General features: G+C 73.3%; 15 protein-coding genes and 1 other RNA gene. 7 read left to right on the top strand and 9 right to left on the bottom strand.

Annotation, left to right across the window (positions count from 1 at the left end; translation table 11 throughout):
• Window positions 1-31 precede the first annotated feature (31 nt).
• From QWY28_RS13715 to QWY28_RS13705, 3 genes are all read right to left on the bottom strand, one after another.
• Entirely contained in the window at window positions 32-673 is a 642-nt protein-coding gene (locus QWY28_RS13715; protein ID WP_300953114.1) for a hypothetical protein, read from the bottom strand.
• 184 nt (window positions 674-857) lie between these two features.
• Window positions 858-1,526 carry a TasA family protein gene (locus QWY28_RS13710; protein WP_300952132.1) on the bottom strand — a complete coding sequence of 223 codons (669 nt, stop codon included), beginning with the start codon at window positions 1,524-1,526 and terminating at the stop codon, window positions 858-860.
• A 242-nt stretch (window positions 1,527-1,768) separates the two neighbouring features.
• Complete coding sequence (locus QWY28_RS13705; RefSeq protein WP_300953113.1) at window positions 1,769-3,838, bottom strand: NAD(+) synthase; 2,070 nt, start codon at window positions 3,836-3,838, stop codon at window positions 1,769-1,771.
• A gap of 95 nt (window positions 3,839-3,933) precedes the next feature.
• On the opposite strand from QWY28_RS13705, the gene QWY28_RS13700 reads away from it, so the two are divergent.
• From QWY28_RS13700 to QWY28_RS13690, 3 genes are all read left to right on the top strand, one after another.
• The gene (locus tag QWY28_RS13700) at window positions 3,934-4,434 is read left to right on the top strand and encodes a VOC family protein (protein WP_300953112.1); all 501 of its coding nucleotides are present in this window, start codon (window positions 3,934-3,936) and stop codon (window positions 4,432-4,434) included.
• A gap of 124 nt (window positions 4,435-4,558) precedes the next feature.
• Window positions 4,559-5,413 carry a 3-methyl-2-oxobutanoate hydroxymethyltransferase gene (panB, locus tag QWY28_RS13695; RefSeq protein ID WP_300953111.1) on the top strand — a complete coding sequence of 285 codons (855 nt, stop codon included), beginning with the start codon at window positions 4,559-4,561 and terminating at the stop codon, window positions 5,411-5,413.
• 49 nt (window positions 5,414-5,462) lie between these two features.
• Window positions 5,463-6,620, top strand: coding sequence for a PQQ-dependent sugar dehydrogenase (locus QWY28_RS13690; RefSeq protein WP_300953110.1), 1,158 nt, complete (start codon window positions 5,463-5,465; stop codon window positions 6,618-6,620).
• Window positions 6,621-6,650: 30 nt separating this feature from the next.
• Here QWY28_RS13690 and QWY28_RS13685 read toward each other — a convergent pair whose 3' ends face one another.
• From QWY28_RS13685 to QWY28_RS13675, 3 genes are read right to left on the bottom strand one after another with little or no spacing between them, the layout of a single operon-like run.
• Window positions 6,651-7,439, bottom strand: a complete 789-nt coding sequence (locus QWY28_RS13685) for an ABC transporter ATP-binding protein (RefSeq protein ID WP_300953109.1) — start codon at window positions 7,437-7,439, stop codon at window positions 6,651-6,653.
• A complete protein-coding gene (locus QWY28_RS13680; RefSeq protein WP_300953108.1) occupies window positions 7,432-8,514 on the bottom strand; it encodes a taurine ABC transporter substrate-binding protein in 1,083 nt (360 codons plus the stop codon). Before QWY28_RS13680 ends, QWY28_RS13685 begins: the two co-directional genes overlap by 8 nt.
• A 32-nt stretch (window positions 8,515-8,546) precedes the next feature.
• Window positions 8,547-9,407 (bottom strand): ABC transporter permease, encoded by an 861-nt coding sequence (locus QWY28_RS13675; RefSeq protein WP_300953107.1) that lies wholly within the window; start codon window positions 9,405-9,407, stop codon window positions 8,547-8,549.
• Window positions 9,408-9,600: 193 nt separating this feature from the next.
• On the opposite strand from QWY28_RS13675, the gene QWY28_RS13670 reads away from it, so the two are divergent.
• Entirely contained in the window at window positions 9,601-10,179 is a 579-nt protein-coding gene (locus QWY28_RS13670) for a hypothetical protein (protein ID WP_300953106.1), read from the top strand.
• Between the two features lie 9 nt (window positions 10,180-10,188).
• Here the strand turns inward: QWY28_RS13670 and QWY28_RS13665 are convergent, their stop codons facing one another.
• Genes QWY28_RS13665 through QWY28_RS13655 form a run of 3 tightly spaced genes read right to left on the bottom strand, consistent with a single transcriptional unit; the run spans window position 10,189 to window position 11,196 of the window.
• On the bottom strand, window positions 10,189-10,440 hold the full coding sequence (locus tag QWY28_RS13665; protein ID WP_300953105.1) for a hypothetical protein: 252 nt from the start codon (window positions 10,438-10,440) through the stop codon (window positions 10,189-10,191).
• Between the two features lie 48 nt (window positions 10,441-10,488).
• On the bottom strand, window positions 10,489-10,710 hold the full coding sequence (locus QWY28_RS13660; protein WP_300953104.1) for a hypothetical protein: 222 nt from the start codon (window positions 10,708-10,710) through the stop codon (window positions 10,489-10,491).
• Between the two features lie 21 nt (window positions 10,711-10,731).
• The gene (locus tag QWY28_RS13655) at window positions 10,732-11,196 is read right to left on the bottom strand and encodes a tetratricopeptide repeat protein (protein ID WP_300953103.1); all 465 of its coding nucleotides are present in this window, start codon (window positions 11,194-11,196) and stop codon (window positions 10,732-10,734) included.
• 56 nt (window positions 11,197-11,252) lie between these two features.
• On the opposite strand from QWY28_RS13655, the gene rnpB reads away from it, so the two are divergent.
• From rnpB to QWY28_RS13640, 3 genes are all read left to right on the top strand, one after another.
• An RNA gene (rnpB, locus tag QWY28_RS13650) (RNase P RNA component class A) lies at window positions 11,253-11,652 on the top strand.
• Window positions 11,653-11,724: 72 nt separating this feature from the next.
• A complete protein-coding gene (locus QWY28_RS13645) occupies window positions 11,725-12,852 on the top strand; it encodes an alpha-hydroxy-acid oxidizing protein (RefSeq protein ID WP_300953102.1) in 1,128 nt (375 codons plus the stop codon).
• A 14-nt stretch (window positions 12,853-12,866) separates the two neighbouring features.
• Complete coding sequence (locus QWY28_RS13640) at window positions 12,867-14,090, top strand: alpha-hydroxy-acid oxidizing protein (protein WP_300953101.1); 1,224 nt, start codon at window positions 12,867-12,869, stop codon at window positions 14,088-14,090.
• Window positions 14,091-14,938: the final 848 nt, after the last annotated feature.

Genomic DNA, 14,938 nt, shown 5'->3' with positions numbered 1-14,938 from the left:
CGGACCCGGCCCGTGGTCAGCCGCTCGTCGGTCAGCGGCAGACGTCGACGTCCTGGCTGCCGAGGACGCCGCCCGGCGCCCGGCGCATCGGGTCGTGCCAGTCCTGCGTGGTGCGCGTGAAGGCGAGCGTGCCGGGGACCCGCTCGCGCACGCCGTCGACCTGCACCTTGCGCACGACGACGGCGGTGCGGACCTCAGTCCCGCGCGTGCCGGCCCAGCAGGAGCTGGCGACGCCGCGGTGGCGCGCCTGCCTGAAGCTGACCCGGTCGCCCACGGCCATCCCGCGGTAGCGCTGCACGACGGTCGTGACGTAGCCGGTGTGGCCCTCCCAGGGCGCGCGGAGGGTCGTCGACATCCCCCAGGTACGTCGCGTGGCGACCGTGAACCGGACCCGGCCGTCCTCGACCCGCTTGACCTTCGAGGACCACACGACCGGCTGGTCGGCGCCCTCGGGCATCCGGCCGTTGACCAGCTGCACCTCGCAGCCCTCGCAGCCGGCGACGTCGTAGGTCAGCCGGGTCATCGCCGGCTCGGTGCTGCTGCTGGTGGTCGTGCTCGTGGTGGTCGTGCTGGTGGCGCTCGTCGCGGGCGCGGCGGCGGACACCCCGGTCGCGACCGTCCCGGTGAACGCCACGGACGCGGCGGCGATCGCCGCCGCGGTGCGGAACGACATGGTCTCCCTGCTCTCTGCTCGTCGCTCCGGGGCCTCGTGCCCCGGGCTCGACGTGGAGACGCCTGGGCACGGTCCGCGGTTGCACGCCGCGGTGACATTCCTCGGGTATGCCGCGAGCGGCCGCCGGTGTGCCGGCGACCGCTCGGGGTCGGGTCGTGCTGTGCAGTGGTGACGTGCAGGTGGGTCAGCGGTTCTCGGCGGCGCGCTGGGTGGCGTCGAAGACCATGTTGATGGTGTTGCCCATGCCCTGGAAGTCGTTGCCCGCGGCCTCGGGGAACTTCAACGTCACCCGCAGGTTGGCGACCTTCGCGTCGGTGTTCAGCGCCGTCGTCGCGGCCGCCAGGTCCAGGTTCGCACCCACCACCGGACGCGAGGCCAGCACCGCAGTCGTGGTGCCGGCGCACTTCAGCGCACCGTTGGACTTGGTCGCATCCACCTTCGTCCACGCCACCGAGCACTGGTCGATCGCCAGCTGCAGGCCGTTGACGGTGTCGGTGGTCAGCAGGTTGCTCGACGCACCGGTCGTGGTCAGCTTCACCGACCCGAACTTCTCATCCGTCGCACCCCGCGTCAGCACCACGTCCCGCTCCACGGTGTCACCGGGCACCAGGCCGACCGCCGCGATGCTCGGACCCTGCGTGCTCGCACCCTGACCCAGCGTGATCCGACCCGCCGCGACCTGCTCGGACGCCGACGTGGTCGAGGTGAACGCACCGAACGTGCCCAGACCCGCCACCGACGCAGCACCCGCCACCAGCGCCACCGACGCCGCGACCTTCGCCAGCGTCTTGCGGTTCTTGCGGGAGGAACGAACAGCCTTGCGGGAACCAGCGGAAGCAGCGGTCGAGGTCATCGGAGAGAGCCTTTCGGGAGGGATCCGCCGGTCTCTCCGGCGGGGCAGTTCCTTGATGACCCGAACTCTGCCGACCCCACATCAAGCCACCCCCGCCCTCACCCCCGACATTCCCTCAAGACCCCCGCAAGACCCCTGAGACAACCCACCCCCCACCGTTCCGGGGATAGTCACGGACGAAAACGTCCCCCACGACCACACCGGAGGACGAAAACGTCCGTGACTACCCCGCCACCCCGGCCTCAGCCCTCCGGGACGTGCGCCTCGATCTCGGCGAGCCACGCGGCGGGGGTGGCGTCCGAGGGCATCCGCCAGTCACCGCGGGGCGACATGGTGCCGCCGGCGGAGACCTTCGGTCCGTTCGGCAGCGCCGAGCGCTTGAACTGGCTGGAGAAGAACCGCTGCACGAAGAGCACCAGCCAGCGGCGCACCTCGGCCAGGTCGTACTCCGCGCGCCGGTGCTCGGGGAAGTTGGGCGGCCAGTCGCCGGCCTCCTTGTCGTGCCAGGCGTGCCAGGCCATGAAGGCGATCTTCGAGGGCGGCATGCCGTAGCGCAGGACGTGGAAGAGGGTGAAGTCCTGCAGGGCGTAGGGGCCGACGCTGTCCTCGGTGCGCTGGGGCAGCTTGTCCTCGCGCGTGGGGATCAGCTCGGGGGTGATCTCCTGCTCGAGGATCTCGTGGAGCACCTCGTTGGTCTCGTCCTCGAACTGCCCGCTCCCGATCACCCAGCGGATCAGGTGCTGCACGAGCGTCTTCGGCACGCCGGAGTTCACGGTGTAGTGCGACATCTGGTCCCCGACGCCGTACGTGCACCAGCCCAGGGCCAGCTCGGAGAGGTCGCCGGTGCCGAGGACGATCCCGCCGCGGTGGTTGGCGAGCCGGAAGAGGTAGTCGGTGCGCAGCCCGGCCTGGACGTTCTCGAAGGTGATGTCGAAGACCTCCTCCCCCTTCGCGTAGGGGTGGTCGAGGTCCTCGAGCATCTGCGAGGCCGCCGCGGTGATGTCGATCTCCTCGAAGGTCACACCGAGCGAGCGCGAGAGGCGCGTGGCGTACGACTTCGTGGTGTCGCCCGTCGCGAAGCCCGGCAGCGTGAAGGCGTGGATGTCGCTGCGCGGCCGGCCGAGCCGGTCCATCGCGCGGGCCGCGACGATCAGCGCGTGGGTGGAGTCCAGGCCGCCGGAGACGCCGATGACGACCTTGGGCTGGCCGATGGAGTCCAGCCGGCGCTCGAGGCCGGAGACCTGGATGTTGTACGCCTCGTAGCAGTCCTGCGCGAGCCGCTCGGCGTCGTCGGGCACGAACGGGTAGCGGTCGACCTTGCGGCGCAGCCCGATGTCGCCGGCCGGCGGGTCGAGCTCGAACTCGACGGTGCGGAAGTCGGCGTACGACGCGTGGGAGCGGCGGTTGTCGTCGAAGGTGCCGGTGCGCAGCCGCTCGAGGCGGCTGCGGTCCAGGTCGGTGTCGACGACGGTGCGGCGCGGGCCGTCGGGGAACCGGTCGGTCTCCCCCAGCAGCTCGCCGTGCTCGTAGACCATCGTCTGGCCGTCCCACGACAGGTCGGTCGTCGACTCGCCCTGGCCCGCCGCCGCATAGACGTACGTCGCCAGGCAGCGCGACGAGGCCGACCGGGCCAGCAGCTTGCGGTCCTCGGCGCGGCCGACCGTGATCGGGCTGCCCGAGAGGTTGGCCAGGACCGTCGCGCCGGCGAGCGCGGCCTCGGCGCTCGGGGGGATCGGCACCCACATGTCCTCGCACACCTCGACGTGCAGGACGAGCCCGCGCACGTCGGTCGCGGCGAAGAGCAGGTCGGCCCCCAGGGGCACCTCCTGGCCGGCGACCACGGTCGTGCCGCCGAGGTCGTCGCCGGGCGCGAACCAGCGGCGCTCGTAGAACTCGCGGTAGTTCGGCAGGTAGGACTTCGGCGCGACGCCGAGCACCCGGCCGCGGTGGATGACGACCGCGGTGTTGAGGACGCGGTTGCCGTGCGCCAGGGGCGCACCGACCACGATGACCGGCAGCAGCTCCTCGGAGGCCGCGACGACCTCCGCGAGCGCGTCCTCGACGCCGTCGAGCAGCACGTCCTGGAGGAACAGGTCCTCGGCCGAGTAGCCGCTCAGGCACAGCTCGGGGAACACCGCGACCGCGACGCCCTCCTCCGAGCACTCCCGTGCCTGCTCGAGCACGGCCCGGGCGTTGGCCGCCGGGTCCCCCAGCGCGATCGGCATCGTGCAGGCCGCGACGCGCGCGAACCCGTGGGCGTAGGCGGAGTAGAAGTCCACGTCGGGGAGTTTCCCAGGTCCGCGGCCCGGCATGCGTGGGGACGGCTCCGCGACGCCTGTGCGATGGCCCGCGATGAGTCCGGACGGCGGCGCCGGTCGGAGCAGGCACCCGACCCGAGGAGCACGCCGTGACCGTCCACCCGACCAGCATCACCCCCTGCCTGTGGTTCGACGACCAGCTCGAGGAGGCGGCGGAGTTCTACGTCTCGATCTTCCCGAACTCCTCGGTCGGCCACCTCAGCCGCTACACCGACGCCGGCCCCGGCGAGCCGGGGTCGGTGATGGCCGGCGAGTTCGTGCTCGACGGGATCGCCTTCCGCGGCATCAACGGCGGCCCGCAGTTCCCCTTCACCGAGGCGGTCTCCTTCGAGATCTCCTGCCGCGACCAGGCCGAGGTCGACCGCTACTGGGAGGCGCTGCTCGCCGACGGCGGCGAGGAGTCGATGTGCGGCTGGCTCAAGGACCGGTTCGGGCTGTCCTGGCAGGTCGTGCCGACCCGGCTCTACGAGCTGGTCTCCGACCCCGACCCGGCCCGCGCGCAGGCCGCCGTGCAGGCGATGCTCGGCATGCGGCGGATCGTCGTGGCCGACCTCGAGGCGGCCGTCGACGCAGCCGCGGCGCCCGCCTGAGGACCGCGCGGGTGCGCGCCGCGTGACGAGCGGCACAGGCGCTCGCCGGGCGCCGCGGCACTAGCCTGGACGCGGTCCGTGGACCTCACCAGGAGGCTGCGAGATGACACCCGAGGAGCCCGCCATGAGCGAGGAGACCGCGCCGTACGGCACCGGACCGGCGAAGCCGTCCGGCACCACCCCGGTCAAGCGCGTCCGCACCCATCACCTGCGCGAGATGAAGGAGCGCGGCGAGCGGTTCACGATGCTCACCGCCTACGAGCAGTACGCCGCGCAGACCTTCGACGAGGCCGGCATCGACGTCCTCCTGGTCGGCGACAGCGCCTCGAACAACGTCTTCGGCAACGAGACCTCCCTGCCGGTCACCGTCGACGAGCTGATCCCGCTGGCCCGCGCCGTGACCCGCTCGGCCCGCCGGGCGCTGGTGGTCGCGGACCTGCCGTTCGGCTCCTACCAGGCCTCGCCCGAGCAGGCGTACCTCACCGCCGTGCGCTTCATGAAGGAGGCCGGCGCCCACGCCGTCAAGCTCGAGGGCGGCGTCGAGATGGCGCCGCAGGTGCGCAAGCTCGTGGAGGGCGGCGTGCCGGTCATGGCCCACATCGGCTTCACGCCGCAGAGCGAGCACACGCTCGGCGGCTACCGGGTCCAGGGCCGCGGCGAGGCCGCCAAGCGGGTGCTCGAGGAGGCCCGCGCGATGGAGGACGCCGGCGCGTTCGCGGTCGTCATGGAGATGGTCCCGGGCGAGGTCGCCGCAGAGGTGACGGCGTCGCTCGCGATCCCGACGATCGGCATCGGCGCCGGCGCCGGGTGCGACGGCCAGGTGCTTGTCTGGCAGGACGCCTTCGGCCTGCGGACCGCGCGGATGCCGCGGTTCGTCAAGCAGTACGCCGACCTGCACGGCGTCCTGCTCGCGGCCGCCCAGGAGTACGCCGTCGACGTGAGGGCGGGCACGTTCCCGGGGCCCGAGCACACGTTCTGAGACCCGGTCGGCCCTTCTCGGCCGCCCGCGACCCGGCTACCGTCGCGGCATGCGCGCGCTCTCGGTCGGCCTGCTGTCCTCGTTGCTGCTCAGCCTCGCCCCGGCCCCGGCCGGCGCGCTCGTGGAGGACGGTCCGCCGGTGGTCGCGCCGGCCGGGCGGGACGTGCCCGAGCTGCGCGTGAGGACCGTGGTCTCCGGGCTGGACAAGCCCTGGGACGTCAAGCCGATCCCCGGCGGCCGGATGCTGGTCACCGAGCGCGACCGCGCCCGGCTGCTGGTCGTCGAGGGCGGCCGGGCGACGCCGGTCGACTTCCCGAGCGACACGGTGTGGGTCTCCGGCGAGACCGGGCTGATGTCGCTCGAGGTCGACCCCGACTTCGCCGACAACCAGCGGTTCTACACCTGCCAGGGCGGGTTCACCGCCGGCGGCGGGCACGACGTGCGCGTGGTGGCGTGGAAGCTCCGAGGCGGGGCCGCCACACGCGTCCGCACGCTCATCAGTGGCTTCCCCACCACCAGCGGCCGCCACGGCGGCTGCCGGCTGCTGATCGCCCGCAACGGCGCGCTGCTCGTCGGCACCGGCGACGCGGCGGTGGGGACGAACCCGCGGAACCTGAGGTCGCTCGGCGGCAAGGTGCTGCGGCTGGACCGCCGCACCGGCAAGCCGTGGCTGGGCAACCCGTTCGCGAAGGCCGGCAACCGGAACAAGCGCTACGTCTTCACCTACGGCCACCGCAACGTCCAGGGCCTCGCCCAGCGCCCCGACGGCTCGCTGTGGTCGGTCGAGCACGGCAGCTACCGCGACGACGAGGTCAACCGGCTCGTCGCGGGCGGCGACTACGGCTGGAACCCGGTCCCGGGCTACAACGAGGACGTCCCCATGACCGACCAGTCGCTGCCGGGCAAGCAGCAGGGCGCCCGCTGGCGCTCGGGCAACCCCACCATCGCCACCTCCGGCGCCAGTTGGGTGCAGGGCAAGCGCTGGGGTGCGTACGCCGGCATGCTCGCCGTCGGCGTGCAGAAGGGCGAGCGCGTGCTGTTCCTCCGCTTCGACGCGAAGGGGCGGCTGAAGGGTTCGCGGACGCCCGCGGCGCTGCGCCAGTACGGCCGGATCCGCTCGGTCGTGAACGCGCCCGACGGCGACCTGCTCGTCACCACCGACAACGGCTCCGGCGCCGACCGGCTGCTGCGCGTGAGCCCCCGCTGACCCGGCTCCGCTGACCCCGGCGGGCCGGCCCTAGGCGGCGATGGCCCGGCGGACCTCCTCGCGCAGCTCGACGTACGCCGGCAGCGCCCGGACCTCCTCGTCGGGCACCCGCTCGCCGCGGTCGGCGAACACGGCGCGCTCGTCGAGCACGATCCGGCCGGGGCGCGGGCTCATCACGAGCACCCGCGAGCCGAGGAAGACCGCCTCGTCGACGCTGTGGGTGATGAACAGGATCGTGCGTCCGGTCGCCCGCCAGATGGCGAGGAGCTCGTCCTGCAGCCGCTCGCGGGTGAGCGCGTCGAGCGCCCCGAACGGCTCGTCCATCAGCACGATCTCGGGCTCGTTGGCGAGCACCCGGGCGATCTGGCAGCGCTGCTGCATGCCACCCGAGAGCTCGTAGGGCCGGTGGTCGGCGACGTCGGCCAGCCCGACGAGCTCGAGGTACTGATCGGCCACCTCGTGGCGGGCCGCCGACCCGACGCCGCGCAGGCGTGGGCCGAGCTCGACGTTGCGCCGCACCGACAGCCACGGGAACAGCGTGGGCTGCTGGAAGACCACGCCCCGCTCGGCGGCGGGGCCCTGCACCCGCCGGCCGGCGACGGAGACCGTGCCCTCGCTCGGGGCGAGGAAGCCCGCGAGCAGCCGGAGGAGCGTGGTCTTGCCGCAGCCGGACGGGCCCGCGATCGTCACGAGCTCGCCGGGCTCGATCTCGAAGTCGACCGGTCCGAGCGCCGGGACGGCGGCACCACCCACGGAGAAGTGGTGCCGCACGCCCTCGAACGCGATCGACCGGGAGGCCGACGGTGCCTGCTCAGCCACCGACGGCGCTCCGGGCGGGGCCCGCGTCGACGTGCTCGGCGTACTGCTCCGGCGTGCCGACGGCCTCGATGCCGCCCTGGTCGAGCAGGAAGCCGGCCGTGGTCAGCAGGTCCTTCGGGAAGGACCTGGAGAGGTAGTCGACCTGCTCCTGGGCGCGGAGGTAGGACAGCCCGGCGAACTGCTTCTCGGCGTCCGCCGGGTCGATCCCGAGCACGACCGCGACCGACTCGGCGGCCGTAGCCGGGTCGTCCTGGATGAGCCCGACGGCGTGGTCCTGGGCCTTGGCCCACTGGGCCATGAACTCGGGGTTCTCGGCGACGAAGGTGCGGTCCGCGGTGCCGACGTCGAAGGTCGGGCGACCCGCCTCGGCCGTGTCCGCGCTGGAGAGGATGCGGGTGCCGCCGTCCTCGAGCAGCTGGCTCTGCACCGGGTCCCAGACCCAGGCGGCGTCGATCTGGTCGCCCTGCCAGGCGCCGGGCATCTTCTCGGGGTCGAGGTTGATGACCTCGACGTCCGTCGCCGGGTCCAGGCCCTCCTCGGCGAGCGCCTGGAGCAGGGAGTAGTGGGCGGTGCTGCTGAACGGCACGCCGATCCTCCCGCCCTCCAGCCCGGCGAGGTCGATCACCTCGGGGTCGCGCACCACGAGCGACTCGGCCTCGCCGATGACGTCGTGGATCCAGACGACGGCCAGGTCGACGTCGCGGACGACCGGCTCGGAGGAGGCGATGGTGGCCGGAGAAGAGCCCATCAGGCCGAGGTCGACGTCGCCGGAGCCGTAGTACTTCACCACGTCCCCGCCGGACGCGGCCTGGACCCAGGAGATCTCCGCGTTGGGCATGCACGCCTCGAGCAGGCCGAGGTCCTTGACGACCACGTCGGCGTTGGGGATCGCCTGCCACGCGATCCGGGCGGTGGTGGTGATCGAGTCGTCCGCCTCCCACGGGCAGTCCGACGCCTGCGCGGCGTCCGTCTCGTTCGTGGCGCTGCTGCGTCCGGACTCCACGCAGCCGGTCAGGGCCAGCGTCAGGGTGGTCACCGCCAGGGCGGCGGCGGACTGCTTCAGTCGTGTCTTCACAGGTGCTCCTCCATGCGGCCGTTGCGGCCGGTTCACGCCTTGCCCCGCCAGGGGACGAGGGACTTCTCCAGGTGCTTCAGACCGAGGTCGAGAGCGATCGCCGCGAGGCCGATCACGAGGATGGAGGCGATGACGAGCGGCGTCCGCAGCTGCTCGCCCGCCAGGTAGGCCAACCCGCCGATGCCGGGGATGCCGTTGGCGATCTCCGCCGCCACCACGGTGGTCCAGGCGAAGCCGGTCGCCACCCGGATGCCGGTCAGCACCTCCGGCAACGTCGCCGGCAGCACCACCGAGGTCAGGGCCTGCCGCCGCGAGGCGCCGAGCGACCGCACCGCGTTGAGCTGGTCCTCTCGGACGCCCCGCACACCGCTGATCGTCGCCATCGCGACCGGCGGGAAGACGGCGAGGAACAGCAGCCAGATCTTCGAGGTGTCGCCGATGCCGAACCACACGATCAGCAGGCCGATGTAGGCCAGCGGCGGCAGCGAGCGGAGGAAGTTGAGGTACGGCTCCAGGACGACGCCGAGCCAGGTGGTGCCCATGAGCAGCCCGAGCGGGATGCCCAGCAGCACTCCCCCGCCGACGCCGATCGCGATCCGCTGCAGGCTGGCGAGCAGGTGCTCCCACAGGTAGTAGTTCTGCTCCCCGCGGACGATGCGGTCCGAGCCCGGGCTGATCGGGTGGTCGGTGTTCGCGCGGACGAACGCGTCCCACACGTCGGCGGGCGGCGGCAGGTACAGCGGCCGGACCAGGCCGGTGCGCGTGACCAGCCACCACCCGAGCAGGAGCGCCGCGAGCGACGCGCCGTGCACCGCCAGGCGCTGGAGGCGGGTACGCCGCCGGGTGGCGCGCTCGGTGCGCCGCGATTCGGGAGTCGCGGTGGTCGGGGGCACGGGGCGACCCTCGAGCTGGACCATAATGCGCGGCTCTCCTGCTGCTGGACGGACGTGGACGACGCCCCGAGCGGCGCGGGAGGATCTAACCACACTTTTTCGGTCTACTTACGCAATTACGCCTGCGTGGGACACGGGTGTCGCAGAGACGAATCCGCTCGCGCGAACCGGTCGCTCGTGGTCGGCTGGGCGCGTGCACCTGGTGATGCTGTTCGGGCCGCAGGCCGTGGGGAAGATGAGCGTCGGCCGCCAGCTGGCCGCGCGGACGCCGTACCGCCTGTTCCACAACCACGCCACGATCGAGCCGCTGCTGGAGGTCTTCGACTGGGGCACGCCGCCGTTCGAGACGCTCAAGCAGGAGTTCCGCCGGCGGGTGATCGAGGAGGCGGTCGCCGCCGACCTCCCCGGCCTGGTGTTCACCTACGTCTGGCTGCTCGACGACCCGCGCGACGCGGCGTACGTCGAGGAGCTGGTCGCACCCGTGCCGGCCGCGGGCGGGCGGGTCGACTTCGTCGAGCTCTGGTCCGACCTCGACACGCGGCTGGCGCGCGAGGGCACGCCGGAGCGGCTGGCCGCGAAGCCCTCCAAGCGCGACACCGCCTGGGCGCGGGCACACCTGCTCGACTCCCACGAGCAGCAGGTCCTCTCGACCGGGCCGGACCAGCCGTTCCCGCTCGACCACCCGCACACCCGGCTCGACACCTCGGCGCTGTCCGCGGCGGAGGCCGCCGAGGAGGTCGTGCGGCGGCTCGGGCTGCCCCGGCGGGGATGACCCCGGCGGTCAGCCGCCCCAGCCGAGGAGGACGCCGCCGGCGGTGACCAGGGCGAACCACAGCACGAGCGTGCCCGCGCCGAGCCACGGCAGGCGGTCGGGGTGCGGGGTCCACCACGCGCAGGCGAGCGCGAAGGCGCCGAGCCAGACCAGGACGAACAGCACGACCGCCCACCACGGGGCGAGGAGCCCGCTCGCGGCGTACGGGAAGAACGCCGTGGCGACCAGGCCCATGCCGATGAACGGGCGGGGCGAGACCACGTCCGACCGCTGCGGGCGGACCCTGCGGCGTCGGGAGAGAGCCAAGCCTCAGTCCCCGCTGCCGGCGTCACCCGGGGCGGCGTCGGCGTCGTCGTTCCAGTCGGGGTCGTTGTCCCAGGCCTCGTTGCGCTCCTGGGTCTTCTCCAGCGCGCGCTCCGCCTCGGCGGCCGAGGGGTAGGGACCGAGCCGGTGCCGGCTCGGGCACAGGTTGTCCTTGGTCTCGACGCGGTGGTGCTTGACGCAGAACCAGTACTCCTCGGGCTCGCTCATGGCCCGAAGGTACCCGCGCGCTCAGGTCAGGTCGTCGTACGACGCCTGGCCGGTCTCGGCGAGGCGCCGCTCCACCCGGAGCACGGCGACCTCGTGCTCGGGGTCGCCGCTCATCGCGGCCGCCAGCCGCAGGTGCGGCAGCGCCTCGACCAGCCGCGCCTGCCGCTCCAGCGCACGGCCCAGGGCGTGCCGCGCCCAGTCGTCGTCGGGGTTCTCGGCCACCAGCGACGCCAGTTCCTCCTCGGCACGCCCCAGCTGCGCCCGCAGCAGGAACGCCCACGCGCGCAGCGACCGCAGGCCGGTGTTGCTCGGCTCCTGCTCCAGCGCGGGCTCGATCACCTCGAGCGCCTCGACGGGGGCACGGCGGGCGAGCAGGTCGTGGGCGGTGCGGTACGCCGACTCGTGGCCGCGCTGGCCCGGGAAGACCAGCGGCGGCGCCTTCAGCTCGTGCGGCTCCTGGTTCGGCTGGTGCGTCGGCTCCTCCATGTCCCCAACCTACGTCGCGCGCCGACCCTCGCGGTGTGCGATCCTTGGCCCGCGGACGGGCTGGCCGGGCGACCGCGGCGCACCTCCGGGTGCGGCGAGGAAGGTCCGGGCTCCACAGGGCAGGGTGGTGGGTAACACCCACCCGGGGTGACCCGCGGGAAAGTGCCACAGAGAACAGACCGCCACCCGGCTCCGGCCGGGCGGCAAGGGTGAAACGGTGGTGCAAGAGACCACCAGCGACCCGGGCGACCGGGCCGGCTCGGCAAACCCCACCCGGAGCAAGGTCAAGAAGTCGCGGGTCCGCCCGCGACGCGTGCACGTCCGAGGGCTGCCCGCCCGAGTGCACGGGTAGACCGCTGGAGGGCGTCGGCAACGGCGCTCGTAGATGGATGGTCGCCCCCCGACGCCCCGCGAGGGGCCCGGGGACAGAACCCGGCCTACAGGCCAGCCCGTCCGCATCAAGCCAGGCACCCGACCGTCCCCCGAGAGACCTTGCCCGTGCTCGGCTGCTCCGAATAATCTTCCGCGATGACGCCGCCCGTCGCCGCCGGCACCATCCCCGGCGACCTCTCGCAGCTGGAGGCGCAAGCCGCCGACAGCCTGAGCCCCGAGGCCCTCGCCTACATCCGTGCCGGGGCGGGGGACGCGGACACCACGCGCGCCAACGCCGGGGCGTTCCGGCATTGGAGGATCAAGCGGCACCGGGGCCGCAAGCCGGCGGAGGTCGACCTCTCCACCACCATCCTGGGCACGCGCATGCCCGCGCCGGTGCTCTTCGCGCCGGTCGGCGTGCAGACGCTCGCGCACCCGGACGGCGACCTCGCCAGCGCCCGCGCGGCGGCCGAGCTCGGGCTGACGTACCTGCACTCGACGCAGGGCGCCTACCCGATGGAGGAGGTGGCGGCCGCCAACGGCGACGGCTCGCGCTGGTACCAGCTCTACTGGCCCACGGACGACGAGCTGGCGGTGTCCTTCCTGCGCCGCGCGAGGGCGGCCGGCTACACCCACCTGGTCATCACGCTCGACACGACGCTGCTCGGCTGGCGGCCGATCGACCTCGATCTCGGGTACTCGCCCTTCCTCGAGAACAAGGGCATCGCGAACTACACGAGCGACCCGGTCTTCCGGCGCAAGCACATGCCCGTGCCGGCAGAGCTCGCCGCGTTGCCGGCCGGCATCGCGTTCTCGGGCGTCTTCCAGAATCCTGGCCTGGGCTGGCAGCAGCTGCCGCTGGTCCGCGAGCACTGGGACGGGCCGGTGCTGCTCAAGGGGATCCAGAGCCCGCGCGACGCCGAGCTCGCCGTCGAGCACGCGATCGACGGCATCGTCGTCTCGAACCACGGCGGACGCCAGGTCGACGGGGCGATCGCGTCGCTCGACGCGCTCGGGCCGATCGTCCAGGCGGTCGGCGGCACGATGCCCGTCCTCTTCGACTCCGGGATCCGCACGGGCCGCGACGCCTTCAAGGCGCTGGCGCTCGGCGCCGACGCGGTGCTGGTCGGCCGGCCCTACCTGTACGGCCTCGCACTGGACGGACAGCGGGGCACCCGCACGGTGATGCGGAGGCTCGTCGACGAGCTCGAGGAGGAGGTCCGCAAGGCGGGTCTCCGCAGTCACCGCGCCCTGTCCCGCTCCGCCCTGACCCGCGTGCGCTGAAGCGGAGACCAGACATGTCCGAGCACACTCGTCGCCAGTTCCTCGAGGTGGCCGCCGCGACTGCCGCAGCGACTGCCGCCGCGGGCCTCCTCGCGTCGCCCGCGTCGGCCGCGCGCCCGGTGGTGGCGCCGGCCCGTGCGACTCCCGGCGTCCCCGGGAGGTCGCCGAGGTCGCCGAGGTCGCCGGAGTCACCGGAGTCACCGGAGTCACCGGAGTCACCGGAGTCGCCGCTCCCCGTCGGCCCGGGCGCACCGTTCGGCAGCTACCAGTCAGAGATCTACCTCGCCGGGATGACGGCCGGCATCACGCCGATCTTCACCACGAACCTGTCCGACCTCGAGGCCGCCGCGGCGGAGGTGCTGTCCGAGGCCGCGCGGCGGCACCTGCTCGCCTGGGCGGGCGGCGCCGCCGCCGTACGAGCGAACGCGCGTGCGCTGTCCGCGTGGCGGATCGTCCCGCGGATGTTCGTGGACCGCGCCGAGCGTGACCTCGGCACGACGGTGCTCGGCGTCACGATGCCGGCCCCGGTCATCCTCGGCCCGGTCGGTGGCCAGACCGAGGCGCACCCCGCCGGCGAGATCGCCTCGGCCCGCGCGGCAGCGGGGCTGGGGCTCACCTACGTCCACTCCTCACGTGCGAGCACCTCGCTCGAGGAGGTCGCCGTGGCTGCCCTCACCGGCCAGCGCTGGTTCGGCCTGGACTGGCCGGACCGGGGCGGCCCCGACCCCGTGCTGCTCACCCGCGCGCGGGTGAGCGGGTGCACCCACCTCGTGATCTCTCCCCCGCAGCCCGGGCAGGGCTGGGAGGCGCTCGCAGCGATCCGCAGGGCCTGGGACGGTCCGATCGTCCTCGGCGGCATCCAGGACGTGCGGGACGCGCGCAGGGCGGTCCACCGTGGTCTCGACGGCATCGTCGTCTCGAACGAGCGCGGGCGCCGCGGTCCCGCCGCCGCGGGGACGATCACCGCCCTGCCGCGCATCGCGGATGCCGTCGGCGGCAAGCTCGCCGTGCTGTTCGGCTCGGGCGTCCGCACGGGGACCGACACCTACCGGGCACTGGCCCTGGGGGCCGAGGCCGTCGTCATCGGCCGGCCGTACGTGCACGGCCTGGCGCTCGGAGGGGAGGCCGGCGTCCGGCACATGCTCCGCACGCTCCTCGCCGAGCTCGAGATCACCCTCGCCATCGCTGGCGTCGGACACCACCGCGACCTCTCCCCCAGCGCGCTCGTGCGGGACTGAGCGGCCGACTCTCGCTGGTCGAGCAGGGAACGCCGGCGAGCGGGTCGACACCCCCGGTGGCCGGTCTTCGGCCTGCGGGCCGGGGGTGGTTGCGGTCCTTGGCAGCTACGCGGCCAGGTACGTCGTGGGTCGCGGTCCGCTCCTGGCTCGCGGACCACTCGCTGGTTGAGCAGCGAGCGCCAGCGAGCGTGTCGAAACCCCGGCAGCCGACCTCCGGCCTTGCGGCCGTGGGTAGTTGCGGTCCCTTGGCAGCTACGCGGCCAGGTACGTCGTGGGTTGCGGTCCGTTGCCGGCTTCCCGCTGGTTGAGCAGCGAGCGCGTCGAGACCCCCTGCAGCCGACCTCCGACCTGCGGGCCGCGGGTGGTTGAGGTCCTTGGCAGCTACGGGGCCGGGTACGCCGTGGGTTGCGGTCCGCCGCCGGCGCTCCCGGACCACTCGTTGGTTGAGCAGCGAGCGCAAGCGAGCGTGTCGAAACCCCCGCCAGCCGACCTCCGGCCTGCGGGTCGTGGGTGGTTGCGGCTCTTGGCAGCTATAGGACGAGGCACGCCGTTGGCCGCGGTCCGCTGCCGGCTCCGCGCTGGTTGAGCAGCGAGCGCCAGCGAGCGTGTCGAAGCCCCCGCCAGCCGACCTCCGACCTGCGGGCCGTGGGTGGTTGCGGGCCTTGGCAGTTACGGGGTGGCGTGCGCCGTTGGTCGCGGTCCGCTCCCGGCTCCCCGCTGGTTGAGCAGCGAGCGCCAGCAAGCGTGTCGAAACCCCCGGCAGCCGACCTTCGGCCTCCGGGCCGCGGGTGGTTGTGGTCCTTGGCAGCTACCGGGCGAGGTGCGCCGTGGTCGCGGCCCGCTCCCGG

This window comes from Nocardioides oceani (assembly GCF_030412965.1).
Lineage (GTDB): Bacteria > Actinomycetota > Actinomycetes > Propionibacteriales > Nocardioidaceae > Nocardioides > Nocardioides oceani.
This window is presented reverse-complemented; position numbering and strand designations above follow the sequence as displayed.

What these genes read in the sequence shown, in the direction of transcription:
- QWY28_RS13715 (WP_300953114.1), bottom strand. Translation starts at nt 673, where the DNA reads ATGTCGTTCCGCACCGCGGCGGCGATCGCCGCCGCGTCCGTGGCGTTC.
- QWY28_RS13710 (WP_300952132.1), bottom strand. Translation starts at nt 1,526, where the DNA reads ATGACCTCGACCGCTGCTTCCGCTGGTTCCCGCAAGGCTGTTCGTTCC.
- QWY28_RS13705 (WP_300953113.1), bottom strand. Translation starts at nt 3,838, where the DNA reads ATGCCGGGCCGCGGACCTGGGAAACTCCCCGACGTGGACTTCTACTCC.
- panB (WP_300953111.1), top strand. Translation starts at nt 4,559, where the DNA reads ATGAGCGAGGAGACCGCGCCGTACGGCACCGGACCGGCGAAGCCGTCC.
- QWY28_RS13690 (WP_300953110.1), top strand. Translation starts at nt 5,463, where the DNA reads ATGCGCGCGCTCTCGGTCGGCCTGCTGTCCTCGTTGCTGCTCAGCCTC.
- QWY28_RS13660 (WP_300953104.1), bottom strand. Translation starts at nt 10,710, where the DNA reads ATGAGCGAGCCCGAGGAGTACTGGTTCTGCGTCAAGCACCACCGCGTC.
- QWY28_RS13655 (WP_300953103.1), bottom strand. Translation starts at nt 11,196, where the DNA reads ATGGAGGAGCCGACGCACCAGCCGAACCAGGAGCCGCACGAGCTGAAG.
- QWY28_RS13645 (WP_300953102.1), top strand. Translation starts at nt 11,725, where the DNA reads ATGACGCCGCCCGTCGCCGCCGGCACCATCCCCGGCGACCTCTCGCAG.
- QWY28_RS13640 (WP_300953101.1), top strand. Translation starts at nt 12,867, where the DNA reads ATGTCCGAGCACACTCGTCGCCAGTTCCTCGAGGTGGCCGCCGCGACT.